Origin of the sequence: Paraburkholderia aspalathi (assembly GCF_905220735.1) — a bacterium.
Classification (GTDB): Bacteria; Pseudomonadota; Gammaproteobacteria; order Burkholderiales; family Burkholderiaceae; genus Paraburkholderia; species Paraburkholderia aspalathi.
In genome coordinates this window covers 43,358-57,145 of sequence record NZ_CAJNBA010000007.1, presented here as the reverse complement: position 1 = coordinate 57,145, position 13,788 = coordinate 43,358, and the positions used below count along the sequence as shown (strand labels likewise).

Annotated in this window: 13 protein-coding genes; 8 read left to right on the top strand and 5 right to left on the bottom strand. The window is 61.3% G+C overall.

Annotation, left to right across the window (positions count from 1 at the left end):
• Nucleotide 1: 1 nt before the first annotated feature.
• Nucleotides 2-430, bottom strand: coding sequence for a DUF3619 family protein (locus tag KHO30_RS31215; protein ID WP_200620059.1), 429 nt, complete (start codon nucleotides 428-430; stop codon nucleotides 2-4).
• Entirely contained in the window at nucleotides 427-990 is a 564-nt protein-coding gene (locus KHO30_RS31210; protein ID WP_054034971.1) for an RNA polymerase sigma factor, read from the bottom strand. Before KHO30_RS31210 ends, KHO30_RS31215 begins: the two co-directional genes overlap by 4 nt.
• A gap of 363 nt (nucleotides 991-1,353) precedes the next feature.
• Between KHO30_RS31210 and KHO30_RS31205 the strand changes: the two genes are divergently transcribed.
• The 6 genes from KHO30_RS31205 (at nucleotide 1,354) to KHO30_RS31180 (ending at nucleotide 8,451) form a co-directional block, all read left to right on the top strand.
• Nucleotides 1,354-3,117 (top strand): acetolactate synthase 3 catalytic subunit, encoded by a 1,764-nt coding sequence (locus KHO30_RS31205; protein WP_054034970.1) that lies wholly within the window; start codon nucleotides 1,354-1,356, stop codon nucleotides 3,115-3,117.
• Nucleotides 3,118-3,229: 112 nt separating this feature from the next.
• On the top strand, nucleotides 3,230-3,721 hold the full coding sequence (gene ilvN / locus KHO30_RS31200) for an acetolactate synthase small subunit (RefSeq protein ID WP_011487482.1): 492 nt from the start codon (nucleotides 3,230-3,232) through the stop codon (nucleotides 3,719-3,721).
• A 131-nt stretch (nucleotides 3,722-3,852) separates the two neighbouring features.
• Nucleotides 3,853-4,869, top strand: a complete 1,017-nt coding sequence (gene ilvC / locus KHO30_RS31195) for a ketol-acid reductoisomerase (RefSeq protein ID WP_012432364.1) — start codon at nucleotides 3,853-3,855, stop codon at nucleotides 4,867-4,869.
• Between the two features lie 134 nt (nucleotides 4,870-5,003).
• Nucleotides 5,004-5,642: a phosphatidylserine decarboxylase gene (locus KHO30_RS31190; protein WP_093639600.1), complete on the top strand. Its 639-nt coding sequence runs from the start codon at nucleotides 5,004-5,006 to the stop codon at nucleotides 5,640-5,642.
• Between the two features lie 24 nt (nucleotides 5,643-5,666).
• The gene (pssA, locus tag KHO30_RS31185) at nucleotides 5,667-6,536 is read left to right on the top strand and encodes a CDP-diacylglycerol--serine O-phosphatidyltransferase (RefSeq protein ID WP_211703242.1); all 870 of its coding nucleotides are present in this window, start codon (nucleotides 5,667-5,669) and stop codon (nucleotides 6,534-6,536) included.
• 367 nt (nucleotides 6,537-6,903) lie between these two features.
• Nucleotides 6,904-8,451 carry a 2-isopropylmalate synthase gene (locus KHO30_RS31180; RefSeq protein ID WP_054034966.1) on the top strand — a complete coding sequence of 516 codons (1,548 nt, stop codon included), beginning with the start codon at nucleotides 6,904-6,906 and terminating at the stop codon, nucleotides 8,449-8,451.
• 133 nt (nucleotides 8,452-8,584) lie between these two features.
• Here KHO30_RS31180 and KHO30_RS31175 read toward each other — a convergent pair whose 3' ends face one another.
• From KHO30_RS31175 to KHO30_RS31165, 3 genes are all read right to left on the bottom strand, one after another.
• Nucleotides 8,585-10,165: a SulP family inorganic anion transporter gene (locus tag KHO30_RS31175; protein WP_211703241.1), complete on the bottom strand. Its 1,581-nt coding sequence runs from the start codon at nucleotides 10,163-10,165 to the stop codon at nucleotides 8,585-8,587.
• 88 nt (nucleotides 10,166-10,253) lie between these two features.
• Nucleotides 10,254-10,889 carry a carbonic anhydrase gene (locus tag KHO30_RS31170; RefSeq protein WP_211703240.1) on the bottom strand — a complete coding sequence of 212 codons (636 nt, stop codon included), beginning with the start codon at nucleotides 10,887-10,889 and terminating at the stop codon, nucleotides 10,254-10,256.
• Nucleotides 10,890-11,119: 230 nt separating this feature from the next.
• A complete protein-coding gene (locus KHO30_RS31165; RefSeq protein ID WP_054034964.1) occupies nucleotides 11,120-11,683 on the bottom strand; it encodes a hypothetical protein in 564 nt (187 codons plus the stop codon).
• 184 nt (nucleotides 11,684-11,867) lie between these two features.
• Between KHO30_RS31165 and KHO30_RS31160 the strand changes: the two genes are divergently transcribed.
• On the top strand, nucleotides 11,868-13,190 hold the full coding sequence (locus KHO30_RS31160) for a branched-chain amino acid ABC transporter substrate-binding protein (protein ID WP_211703374.1): 1,323 nt from the start codon (nucleotides 11,868-11,870) through the stop codon (nucleotides 13,188-13,190).
• Between the two features lie 194 nt (nucleotides 13,191-13,384).
• Complete coding sequence (rpsO, locus tag KHO30_RS31155) at nucleotides 13,385-13,657, top strand: 30S ribosomal protein S15 (protein ID WP_011487489.1); 273 nt, start codon at nucleotides 13,385-13,387, stop codon at nucleotides 13,655-13,657.
• Nucleotides 13,658-13,788: the final 131 nt, after the last annotated feature.

The window sequence follows — 13,788 nt, the reverse complement described above, 5'->3', positions numbered from 1 at the left end:
CTCAGTGGGCGCGTGATAGGTACGCGTTGAAACCGTGATCGAGATAGGCATTGAGCGGCAAGTCGTCGCTTAGCATGGCTGCATCGATATCGGCGAGTTCGGCGGTGCGTTGCTGGTCTTCCCAGTAGGCGATGCCCACGAGGCTGACGACCAGCGCGACGAGCGGCCACGCGAGCGCAAAGCGGCGCAGCGGCGAGCGGCGGCGCTGCGGCATCTCGACCTGCGGCATCCCGGAGGGCATGCCGGCACCGGCGAAGGCGGGTACGAACACCGGCGCGCTCACGGACTCGGGCTTCTTGCGAGCGAGCGCGGCACGGCGCGCCACAGCGAGCCGGTCGACGGTGGCGGGCGGAATACTGGCGGCGGTTTCGTCGAGCGCGCGGCGCACCTGGCGGGCGAACTCGAGTTCTTTGGTTTCTAGGGAGCTCATAGCGTGATTCCTTTAGCCTTGAGCGCTTGCGCCAGCGTGTGGGTGGCCCGCGAGCAGTGTGTTTTCACACTGCCTTCGGAGCAGCCCATCGCGGCGGCAGTCTCGGCGACATCCATATCTTCCCAATAACGCATGAGAAACGCCTCCCGTTGACGTGCCGGTAACTTTTGGATCTCGTCGTCGATTAACTGTAAGACTTGTTCGCGTTCGAGTTTCTGTTCGTTGCTTTCTGAGCCCGCTGAACCTTGCTGCGCCTCGAATGTTTCGAGTGGGTCGAATTCGTCGTCGTCGGCGTTGCCGAGCGAGGAGAACAGGCTAACCCAAGTATTGCGCACTTTGGCACGACGGAAATAGTCGTGCATCGCATTCTGGAGAATACGCTGAAACAGGAGCGGAAGTTCGGCGGCCGGACGGTCGCCGTATTTTTCGGCGAGCTTGATCATCGCGTCCTGCACGATATCGAGCGAGGCGTCGTCGTCCCGCACGGCGTAGACCGTCTGCTTGAATGCGCGCCTTTCGACGCCCGCCAGAAAATCGGCGAGTTCCTTGTCTGATGCCATCCGTTTGGGGGTCGGCGCAGCGTGCGTGCGCGTAATCGGTCGAAAAATGTCGTAAAACTCGCGGATGCTAACAAACTTTCGCTCCGCTGGGGCGAAACCCGTCCTACCTTGCATCTCTATAACACGGTCTCGGTCGTTTTTGACCCATTGTGGGATTCAGCGGCAGGCCGCCAGGGCAATATTTGCTTGACCGCGCGAACATCTGCAGATATCTTCGCTGGTTCGCAACATAAGTGACTTGTCTCAATTGAGGTGTGGCCCAAGAAGCTCACCTGTCAACTGGACGCGCCGCTTGAACCCGAGCCACAAGCCCGGCAGAGAGCACCCGATCAATTTTTTGCCGAAAATTCGAAAGGTGAATAAATGAATATGCCCAGCGCGGAATTCTCCACGTCGGATACGACCCCCCATCCTGAAGCTGACTCTATCGGCGCCACCGTGCTCATGCGCGCTTTGGCCGACGAAGACGTCGAGTTTGTGTGGGGCTATCCCGGCGGCTCGGTACTCTACATTTACGACGAGCTGTACAAGCAGGACAAATTCCAGCACATCCTCGTGCGCCACGAACAAGCCGCAGTCCACGCCGCCGACGCCTATGCGCGTTCCACCGGCAAAGTGGGTGTGTGCCTCGTGACCTCCGGCCCCGGCGTTACCAATGCGGTGACCGGCATCGCCACGGCCTACATGGATTCGATCCCGATGGTGATCATCAGCGGCCAGGTGCCGACTGCTGCGATCGGTCAGGATGCGTTCCAGGAGTGCGATACGGTCGGCATCACGCGTCCTTGCGTGAAGCACAACTTCCTCGTGAAGGACGTGCGCGACCTCGCGGCTACCGTCAAGAAAGCTTTCTACATCGCCCGTACCGGCCGTCCCGGCCCGGTGCTGATCGACATTCCGAAAGACGTGTCGAAGATGCCGTGCCAGTACGAACCGCTCAAGACCGTTTCGCTGCGCTCGTACAACCCGGTCACGAAAGGTCACTCCGGCCAGATTCGCAAGGCTGTGGCCTTGTTGCTGTCGGCCAAGCGTCCGTATATCTACACCGGTGGCGGCATCATTCTCGCGGATGCGTCGCGTGAGCTGAACCAGTTCGCCGATCTGCTCGGTTATCCGATCACCAATACGTTGATGGGTCTGGGCGGCTACCGAGCGAGCGACAAGAAATTCCTCGGCATGCTCGGCATGCACGGCACGTACGAAGCCAACATGGCGATGCAGCACTGCGACGTGCTGATCGCGATCGGCGCGCGCTTCGACGACCGTGTGATCGGCGATCCGGCGCACTTCGCATCGCGCCCGCGCAAGATCATCCATATCGACATCGATCCTTCTTCCATCTCCAAGCGCGTCAAGGTCGACATTCCGATCGTCGGCGACGTGAAGGAAGTGCTGAAGGAGCTGATCGAGCAGTTGCAAACGGCCGAGCATGGCCCTGACACCGCGGCGCTCGCCGACTGGTGGAAGGACATCGAAGCCTGGCGCGCCAAAGACTGCCTGAAGTTCGATCGCAAGAGCGACATCATCAAGCCGCAGTACGTGGTGGAAAAGGCGTGGGAACTGACCGACGGCAATGCCTTCGTGTGTTCCGACGTCGGCCAGCACCAGATGTGGGCGGCGCAGTTCTATCGCTTCAACAAGCCGCGCCGCTGGATCAATTCCGGTGGCCTCGGCACGATGGGCTTCGGCCTGCCGGCGGCGATGGGCGTGAAGATGGCGCACCCGGACGACGACGTGCTCTGTATCACGGGCGAAGGCTCGATCCAGATGTGTATCCAGGAACTCTCGACCTGCAAGCAGTACGAGACGCCCATCAAGATCATTTCGCTGAACAACCGCTATCTGGGCATGGTGCGCCAGTGGCAGCAGATCGAATACAGCAAGCGTTATTCGCATTCGTACATGGATGCGCTGCCGGATTTCGTGAAGCTCGCCGAGGCGTACGGCCACGTCGGCATGCGTATCGAACGCACGGCCGATGTCGAGCCGGCGCTGAAGGAAGCGCTGCGCCTGAAAGATCGCACGGTGTTTCTCGATTTCCAGACCGATCCGACCGAAAACGTCTGGCCGATGGTCCAGGCCGGCAAGGGCATCACTGAGATGCTCATGGGTTCGGAAGATCTATAACGACGGTTTTTAGCGTTGGCTTCGTCATGCGCGCCTTCAAAAAGGGCGAAGGCGGACGAAGCGGCGCGAAACCGCTCGCATACATCGACAAAACATCTGGAAGAAGCGAAACATGAGACACATTATTTCTGTCCTGCTGGAAAACGAACCGGGCGCGTTATCACGCGTGGTGGGGCTGTTCTCGGCACGCGGCTACAACATTGAAACCTTGACGGTGGCTCCGACCGAAGACCGTTCGCTGTCGCGCATGACCATCGTCTCCATTGGCTCGGACGACGTGATCGAACAGATCACGAAGCATCTGAACCGCCTGATCGAGGTGGTGAAAGTGGTCGACCTTACCGAGGGCGCCCACATCGAACGCGAGCTGATGTTGATCAAGGTGAGGGCGGTCGGCAAGGAACGTGAGGAGATGAAACGGATGTCGGATATTTTCCGCGGCCGGATCATCGACGTCACAGAGAAGACCTACACGATCGAACTGACGGGCGCGAGCGACAAGCTCGATGCCTTCATCGAAGGGATCGACGCGACTGCGATTCTCGAAACCGTCCGTACGGGCAGTTCGGGCATCGGCCGCGGCGAGCGCATTCTGAAGGTTTGACGCGCGCTTATCGACGATTCGCTAACGTTTCGATCGGGGCCGGGCAGTGCCTTCAAGAGCCCGGCCAAGCAACACACCATTCGCAGTATTTGTATTTCACTGATTTCACCGAATTTAGCCAAGGAACCGACATGAAAGTTTTCTACGACAAGGACGCCGACCTCTCCCTCATCAAGGGTAAGCAAGTCACCATCATCGGCTATGGCTCGCAAGGCCATGCTCACGCGCTGAACCTGAAGGAAAGCGGCGTGAATATCACGGTCGGTCTGCGCAAGGGCGGCGCATCGTGGAGCAAGGCTGAGAACGCCGGCCTGCAAGTCAAGGAAGTGGCGGAAGCCGTCAAGGGCGCGGACGTCGTCATGATGCTGCTGCCGGACGAGCAGATCGCTGAAGTCTACGCAAAGGAAGTGCACGCCAACATCAAGCAAGGCGCAGCGCTCGCCTTCGCACACGGCTTCAACGTGCACTACGGTCAGGTGATCCCGCGTGCTGACCTCGACGTGATCATGATCGCGCCGAAGGCACCGGGCCACACGGTTCGCGGTACGTACTCGCAAGGTGGCGGCGTGCCCCACCTGATCGCCGTTGCACAAGACAAGTCGGGCGCAGCACGTGACATCGCGCTGTCGTACGCAGCAGCGAACGGCGGCGGCCGTGCCGGTATCATCGAAACGAACTTCCGCGAAGAAACGGAAACCGACCTGTTCGGCGAACAAGCCGTGCTGTGCGGCGGTACGGTCGACCTGATCAAGGCCGGCTTCGAAACGCTGGTGGAAGCGGGTTACGCGCCGGAAATGGCGTACTTCGAATGCCTGCACGAACTGAAGCTGATCGTCGACCTGATCTACGAAGGCGGCATCGCGAACATGAACTACTCGATCTCGAACAACGCCGAATACGGCGAGTACGTGACGGGTCCGCGTATCGTGACGGCTGAAACGAAGAAGGCGATGAAGGCCGTGCTGACGGACATTCAGACCGGCGAGTACGCAAAGAGCTTCATCATCGAAAACAAGGCCGGCGCACCGACGCTGCAATCGCGCCGCCGTCTGACGGCCGAGCACCAGATCGAAACGGTGGGTGCCAAGCTGCGTTCGATGATGCCGTGGATCGCCGCGAACAAGCTGGTCGACCAGTCGAAGAACTAAGAAGCCAGTTTTATCGCATGTGACCGGCGCGGCGCCTCGTCGCAGCAGCCGGTAATGCAAAAAGCCGTCCAAGGGTGCTGAACCCTGGGCGGCTTTTGCTATCCTACGGTTTTACAAAAATACAGAAGCCATCCATGAATTACCCTCATCCGATCATCGCGCGAGAAGGCTGGCCGTTCATCGCCATCGCGGCCGTCGTTGCATTACTGGTTCATGCCTTCGCGGGATTCGGCTTTGCATGGCTGTTCTGGCTGATCCTGATCTTCGTCGTGCAGTTTTTCCGTGATCCGGCACGCCCGATTCCGACTCAGGCGAACGCCGTACTGTGCCCGGCCGACGGCCGTATCGTCGCAGTCGAGACAGCGCATGATCCGTATGCCAACCGTGAAGCGCTGAAGATCAGCGTGTTCATGAACGTTTTCAATGTCCATTCGCAGCGCTCACCGGTGGACGGTGCGATCTCCAAGGTCGAATATTTCCCGGGCGCGTATCTGAATGCCGCTGTGGATAAGGCTTCGCTCGAAAACGAGCGCAATGCGGTGGTGATCCAAATGGCCGGCGGCCAGACGGTGACGTCGGTGCAGATCGCCGGTCTGATTGCGCGGCGCATTCTTTGCTACGTACGCTCAGGTGAGCCGCTCACGCGTGGCCAGCGCTATGGATTTATCCGTTTTGGCTCGCGTGTCGACGTGTACCTGCCGGTTGGCAGCCGTCCGCGTGTGTCGATCGGTGAGAAGGTTTCCGCGTCGTCCACGATCCTCGCTGAACTATAAAGCGGCACCAAGGAGGTTTTCCGAATGGCCGCATTCAAACCGCGTCGACCCCGCAACAGCGGGCAGCTCCCGCGCCCGTTCCGCCGTAACAAGCCGATCGTGGCGGAGACAGGCGCAGTCGAGAGCCGGCGCGCTCAGCGTCAGCAGTTCCTGAGGAAACGCGGCATTTACCTGCTGCCGAACGCGTTTACCACCGCCGCGCTCTTTTGCGGCTTCTTCGCCGTGGTGCAGGCGATGAACGTGCGCTTCGAAATCGCGGCAATCGCGATCTTCGTGGCGATGGTGCTGGACGGCATGGACGGACGGGTCGCCCGCATGACGCATACGCAAAGCGCGTTCGGCGAACAGTTCGACAGTCTCTCGGACATGGTGTCGTTCGGTGTAGCGCCGGCGCTTGTGATGTACGAGTGGATTCTGAAGGATCTCGGCCGCTGGGGCTGGCTCGCGGCGTTCGTCTACTGTTCGGGAGCGGCGTTGCGTCTAGCGCGTTTCAACGCGAACATCGGCGTGGTCGACAAGCGTTTCTTCCAGGGTATGCCGAGCCCTGCGGCTGCGGCGCTGATCGCCGGTTTCGTGTGGCTCGCCACCGACAACCGCGTGCCGCTCAAGCTGGTGTGGCTGCCGTGGGTCGCCTTTGTGCTGACCATCTACGCCGGTGTGACGATGGTGTCGAACGCGCCGTTCTACAGCGGCAAGGCGCTCGACGTACGGCATCGCGTGCCGTTCGGCGTGATTCTGCTCGTGGTGGTGGCGTTCGTGCTGGTGTCGTCCGATCCGCCGCTGATGCTGTTCGGCCTGTTCGTGCTGTACGGTCTGTCGGGCTATGTGTTCTGGGGCTACCAGGCGATGCGGGGCAGAGCGAATCCGGCTCGGTCCGTGGCGCGGGACAGGTAACCGCGCAGCTTCGTTACATGAGCGTGACATGAGAAAACGGCAGCCTTCGCAGGCTGCCGTTTTTCGTTGTCGAGCCCGTCCGGCGGCGCGCGACAGGCAGGTCCGACGCCAATTGCACGGCGACGGGAATGCCGCTATAGTCGTTCGATAAATGCGTTCAGGTTCCCATTTGAGCTGCAGCACGAGCCTCAACAAGCTGGTGCGCCGCGGGTGCGCTAGTGCTGGCGCATCTAGCGCGCTGATCGCTTATCGTTTTCCGCCCTCCGTCTGCCTCGTCTGCGGCTTTTAGCGTCGCCAACGGTGGCGCAAAACGCCCGAATTCCAATATCCGATCCCCACAATTGAACGACTCCTCAGGAGACCCGACATGGCCGACAAACTGATCATATTCGACACCACGTTGCGTGACGGCGAGCAATCGCCCGGCGCGTCGATGACGAAAGAAGAAAAAATCCGCATCGCGAAGCAGCTCGAACGGATGAAGGTGGACGTGATCGAAGCGGGCTTCGCGGCCAGTTCGAATGGCGACTTCGATTCGATCCACACCATCGCGGGCCTGATCAAGGACAGCACGATCTGCTCGCTGGCCCGTGCGAACGACAAAGACATTCAACGCGCTGCTGACGCACTCAAGCCGGCCGATCATTTCCGCATCCACACGTTCATCGCAACGTCGCCGCTGCATATGGAAAAGAAGCTGCGCATGACGCCGGATCAGGTGTTCGAACAGGCAAAGCTGGCGGTGCGTTTTGCCCGCAAGTTCACGGACGACGTCGAGTTCTCGCCGGAAGACGGCAGCCGTTCGGACATGGATTTCCTGTGCCGCGTGCTGGAAGCGGTCATCGCCGAAGGCGCCACCACCATCAACATTGCGGACACGGTCGGCTATGGTGTGCCGGAGTTGTACGGCCAGCTCGTGAAGACGCTGCGCGAGCGGATTCCGAACTCGCATAAGGCGGTGTTCTCGGTGCATTGCCATAACGACCTCGGCATGGCGGTGGCGAACTCGCTGGCCGGTGTGCAGATCGGCGGCGCGCGTCAGGTCGAGTGCACGATCAACGGTCTCGGTGAGCGCGCGGGTAATACGTCGCTCGAAGAAATCGTGATGGCGGTGAAGACGCGCAAGGATTACTTCGGCCTTGAAATCGGTCTCGATACGACCCAGATCGTGCCGGCTTCGAAGCTGGTGTCGCAGATCACCGGTTTCGTCGTGCAGCCGAACAAGGCGGTGGTTGGCGCGAACGCATTTGCGCACGCATCCGGCATTCACCAGGACGGCGTGCTGAAAGCGCGCGACACGTACGAAATCATGCGTGCCGAAGATGTGGGCTGGAGCGCGAACAAGATCGTGCTTGGCAAGTTGTCGGGCCGCAATGCATTCAAGCAGCGTCTGCAGGAACTGGGTATCGCACTCGATAGCGAAGGCGAATTGAACACCGCATTTGCACGCTTCAAGGAATTGGCCGACCGTAAATCGGAAATCTTCGACGAAGACATCATCGCGATCGTCACTGAGGAATCGGCAGAAGCACAGGAGAAGGAGCACTACAAGTTCCTGTCGTTGTCGCAGCATTCGGAAACCGGTGAGCAACCGCACGCGAAGATCGTGTTCTCGGTCGAAGGCAAGGAAGTGACCGGGGAAGCACGTGGCAACGGTCCCGTGGATGCCACGCTAAATGCGATCGAAACGGAAGTGGGCAGCGGTTCGGAGTTGCTGCTGTACTCGGTGAATGCCATTACAACCGGTACGCAGGCGCAAGGCGAAGTGACCGTGCGGCTGTCCAGGAGCGGGCGCATCGTCAACGGTGTGGGCACCGATCCGGATATCGTCGCGGCCTCGGCTAAGGCGTATATCTCGGCGCTCAACAAGCTGCATTCGAACTTCGATAAGTTGAATCCGCAACGTTCGGAGTAGTAGAAGCAGGCGCGCTGATTGCGTGCCCGCTGAACCGGATTGTCAAGAAGCCCTGTGCTCCCAAAAGCACAGGGCTTCTTGCTTTTGTGGTGTCTCCTCCTCGAGTGTCGCGCTGAAGTACCGCGCGCTGAAACTACTCCGTAGCCGCGCGCCGCATCGACCACCCGCGCGCCGCGCGTGCCTGCGCCTGGACCTGATGCCGCACTTCGACTGCGATCTCGCGGCGCGGCGCATCGGCGACAAACGTATCCAGCAGTTCGCGCACATCGTGATCGACGAAATCGGCACGCGTTGCGTCGACGATCAAGGTCGCGCCGTCGGGAATCTGCTGCAGGTAGTGCTTGAGCGGCACCTTGCCGAGAAACGACACGTCCTTGCGAAACGACAGCAGGTAGTGATCGCCGTGCTGCGCGAGCACGATTGGGCTGCGCAGGTTCGCATACAGCGCGAGCAGCACGCTGCACAGAATGCCGAGCACGATGCCGATCAGCAGATCGGTGGCGAGTACGCCGACCAGCGTGACGATGAACGGCGCAAACGGCGCGAAACCCTGCTTGGCGATGGCGACGAACAACGACGGTTTGGCGAGCTTCACGCCGGTGAAGATAAGAATCGCCGCGAGGCACGCAAGCGGAATCAGGTTGATGACGCTGGTGAGCGCGAACACGCTGACCAGCAGCAACACGCCATGAATGATCGCGGACAGCCGGCTTTGAGCGCCCGCATGCACATTGGCGGAACTGCGCACGATGACCGAGGTGATCGGCAGGCCGCCGATTGCGCCGGCGATCAGGTTACCCACGCCCTGTGCCTTCAATTCGCGATCCGGTGGTGCGGCACGTCGGGCGGGATCGATCTGCTCGACCGCTTCGAGGCTCAGCAGCGTTTCGAGACTTGCGACGATTGCCAATGTGATGGCGACACGCCAGACATCGGGATTGACCAGTTGCGCGAAGTGCGGCCCGAAGTCGGCCCATTGGAGAGCAACCTGCAAGGCGGCGAACGATTCGAGCGACGGCAGCGCGACGCGATGCTCGGCAGGCGGCGCGAACGCCGGGGCGAGCAGGCTGAGCAGCAGCGTCGCGCCGATGCCCAGCAGCACCACCGCGAGCGGCGCGGGTACAAGGCGCACCAGCGCAAAGCGGCGTAACGCGCGCGTTTCCCAGCCCACCAGAATCGCCAGCGAGAGCAAGGTGATCACGCAGGCCGCGAGCGATATCGAGCCGAACGGCGTCATTACGCTACCGGCTATCTGGGCGGCAGCGTGCGATCCGGCCGACGCATTCGCGCCGGATAGCCCAAGCGCAAGCGGAAACTGCTTGACGATCAGCAGCACGCCGATCGCCGCGAGCATGCCCTTGATCACGGGCGATGGCACATAGGCCGCAAATCTGCCGGCCTTCAGCATGCCGAAGCCGAACTGAATCGCGCCGGACAACAAGACGGCCAGCAGGAACGCGGAGAAGCTGCCGAGTTGCGCGATTCCGTCGACGACGATCACGACGAGGCCCGCCGCGGGCCCGCTGACGCTCAGCCGCGAACCGCTCAGCACGGCCACCACCAGGCCGCCGACGATGCCCGATACAAGCCCGGCAAATGGCTCGACGCCCGAGGCGTTGGCGATGCCCAGACATAGCGGCAGCGCCACCAGAAAAACGACCGTGCCTGCCAGCAGATCGCGCTGAAACGTGGAAAAGAAAGCTCGTAGGTTCATGGTGTCGGTGCAGTAGTGGGTGGAGCCCTGTGTGCGGCGAAGGCAAAGGCGAAGGCCATGCTGCGGCCGGTTTCATAAAAGCTGCGCACTAGGCGGCGCTATGGGCGGCTGTTGTGCAGGTCATCGCGTCGTCGGCTTCGTAGCCGGACGTGAGTACCTTGATGCGCCCGTCCTCGAGCGCGAAGATCCAGCCGTGAACGAGCGGTGCCGGGTCAGCGTCCCGCACGATCGCACTCGCGCGCAACTGGCGTACCTGTTCGAGCACGTTCAACTCCGCGAGGCGGTCGATACGCTCACGCTCGTTTGCGTGGCTCTGGAGCTCGTCGCCATGCGTTTTTGCCAACGCACATAGGGGCGCGATGCGCCGATTCACATGCGGCAACGTCGGTTCCGGCGGCAGCAGGGCGGCGCGCACACCACCGCAGCCATAGTGGCCGCAGACGATCACGTGCCCCACCTTCAGCACGCGCACCGCGTATTCGAGGACGCTCGCGGTGTTGTCGTCGTCGGGATGAAAAAGGTTGGCGATGTTGCGGTGAACGAACAGATCGCCGGGCTCGCAATGCGTGATGGTTTCTGCGGGCACGCGGCTGTCCGAGCAGCCGACCCACAGCACATGCGGATTCTGGCCTCGCACCAGATCACGGAAAAATTCGGGGTTGCGCGCGGCGGTTTCATGCGCCCAAGCGACGTTGGCGACCAGCAGGCGTTTCGGACGGTTCATCGATAGTGGCTCCGTAAGTAGGGCGCACAGACTCGTCGCCGACACCACGGCTGTGCCCGGACGGCGCAGCGGGTGCAATCGGTACTGAATCAATGCTTACGAAAACCTTTCTATCAAAAAATAAATCTGCTGTGCGCGAAATAAAATTCGCGGGCATGCGCAATAAATAAAAAAAAGCCGCCTGAAGAGGCGGCTTGGCAGATCCATGCGCAATGGGTTCGAGCGAGCGCTCAGAACAGACTGCGGCGATCCGGATCGTGCAAGGGATCAGGCGTTTTTTGCGTGAGCCGCACGATGCCCTGGTCGTCGAAATAGAAGCTGTACATCATGTACCAGACGTTGTCTTCCAGATAGCGATACGTCCAGACCTCGCGCTTCATCAACGGGAAGTACGACGTTTCGACGGGGCGGCCGAAGTTCACCAGCACGTCGCTCTTCGTCCACTTGCCGATTTCCGCCCGGTAGAACTCGTTGGGCTGAAGCACCTGACGCACGGTGACGATCTTGCCGGATGCGTCGATGTCGGCGGCGGTAGTGGTTTCGCCCATTGGCTGGGTCGGCCACATCAGCCGCTTGCCGCCGTTGGGCAGGTCGTAGCTTTCACGCGGCGCGCCAAGGCGGGCGACGATGGTCGATTCGTCCGCGCCTTGTTGGTATTGCTGCCATGGCTGCACGCAGCCGGCGAGCGTAGCCGTGAGCGCGAGTGCGCTCACGCAGACGAGCGCGGCGCGGCGCAGGCGTGCTGCGGGCGGCGCTTCGATCGAGGCCGCCGTGGATGGGTGGCGGTTGAACATGAATTCCTCCGATGGCATTTGTGTAGCGGTTTTTATCATCGAGACGCATTATTTTGACACGGGCGGCGGCAAAAGATTTGCGCGTCGTACAGGCCCTCGCTGTTATTACGATAACGGCTTTGCCGGCTTGCTTATTCCATCTGGAACGCCCTATGATCCGCGCTTCGACGAATCCAGCGGGGCAATGACGATGGCGAAGTGGCAACGGGCGGCAGCAGCGGCAGTCGTGGCGCTGGCGGCGATTTCGATGGCCGCGGCGGCGCTCGCCGCGGGAGAAACGGTGCCGGGTCCGGCAAGCAAGCCGGTCAATAAGCCGATGGGTGCACCGATCCAGTTGGCGCTGATCGAAGGCATGTCCGGCCCCTTCGCCAATGCGGGCGCGGCGGTGGAGCGCAATCTGCGCTTCGGTGTCGAGCAGGTGAATGCGGAAGGCGGCGTCAAGCTCGCCGACGGCGCGCATCCGCTCGAACTGGTTGTGCTCGACAGCAAGGGCAGTGCCGAGGAGGCGCTCGTGCAACTGCGCGCTGCCGCTGACCGCCATATCGGCTACATCATGCAGGGCAATAGCTCGGCGGTCGCTGCGGCGCTGATCGGCGCGATCGAGAAACAGAACAGCCGCGAGCCGGGCAACCGCGAACTGTTCCTCAATTATTCCGCCGACGATCCCGCCCTGACCAACGCCAGCTGCAGTTTCTGGCACTTCCGTTTCGATGCGCACGCGGGCATGCGCATGGATGCACTGGCGGACGTGATCCAGCGCGACAAAGCCGTGAAGAAGGTCTATCTGCTGAACCAGGACTACAGCTTCGGCCACGACGTCAGCAGCCTCGCGCGTTCGACCCTGGCGACCAAGCGCCCTGATATTGCGGTTGTCGGCGACGAATTTCATCCGATCGGCCGCGTGAAGGACTTCGCGCCGTACATTGCGAAGATCCGCGCGAGCGGCGCGGATGCGGTGATCACCGGCAACTGGGGCAACGACCTGACCCTTCTGGTCAAGGCGGCGCGAGAGCAGGGCCTGGACACCCGGTTTTACACTTTCTACGGCAACAGCCTTGGGGCGCCTGCCGCGTTGGGCGACGCCGGCGTCAAACACGTGATCGCGGTGGCCGACTGGCACCCGAACGCCGGCGGCGCGGCCTCCGACGCCTGGTATGCGGCGTTTCGCGCCCGTTTCCCGGCTGCACAAGACGACTACCCGGTGCTGCGCATGCCGCTGATGATCGAGACCTTGGCCGTGGCGATGAACCGCGCCGGCAGTGCGGACCCGACAGCGGTCGCCCGGACGTTGGAGGGCATCAAGTTCGACAACGGCTTCCACGCCTCCTGGATGCGTGCCGACGACCATCAGCTGATCCAGCCCCTTTACGTGATGGAAATGGACAAGGCCGGCACGCCGGGCGTCAAGTTCGACAACGAAGGTTCAGGCTATGGTTTCCGCACGGTGCTGGCTTTGCCGCCCGAGCGGACTGTGCCGCCGACTGTATGCAAGATGAAACGGCCGTAAAACAGCCCCTGAACAAACCCGGGCCGGCCACGATCCCGCCCGGCACAGCAGGGTTCGCGGCCGGATCGGGCTGTGCTACAATACGCGTCCCGTTGTGAGGCATGGCTGCAAGTGATTGCGGATATGCGCCCACGGGTAACCCACGGCACGGCCTTTCTTCCGTGACCGCCTGTCTAGTTCTCAAGGAAATCGACATGTCCGCAGTTGAAACAAGCAAGAAGTCCGAAGTCGTTGCGCAATTCGCACGCGCAGCTAACGACACCGGCTCCCCCGAAGTTCAGGTCGCGCTGCTCACGACCCGCATCAACGAACTGACCGTTCACTTCAAGGCACACACGAAGGATCACCACAGCCGCCGCGGTCTGCTGCGCATGGTGAGCCGCCGTCGTAAGCTGCTCGACTACCTGAAGGGTAAGGACGCGGATCGTTACCGCGCACTGATCGAGAAGCTGGGTCTGCGTAAGTAATCGGCCAGTCGTTCAGCAAGATGCCTGTGTCAGTTCCACTGATACAGGCATTTTGTTTTTGCACGGTGCGCTTCATGTGATGTGCACCGCCTGCCGGTCGCGGTAGCGTGACGATTCATGCGGCGCCTAGC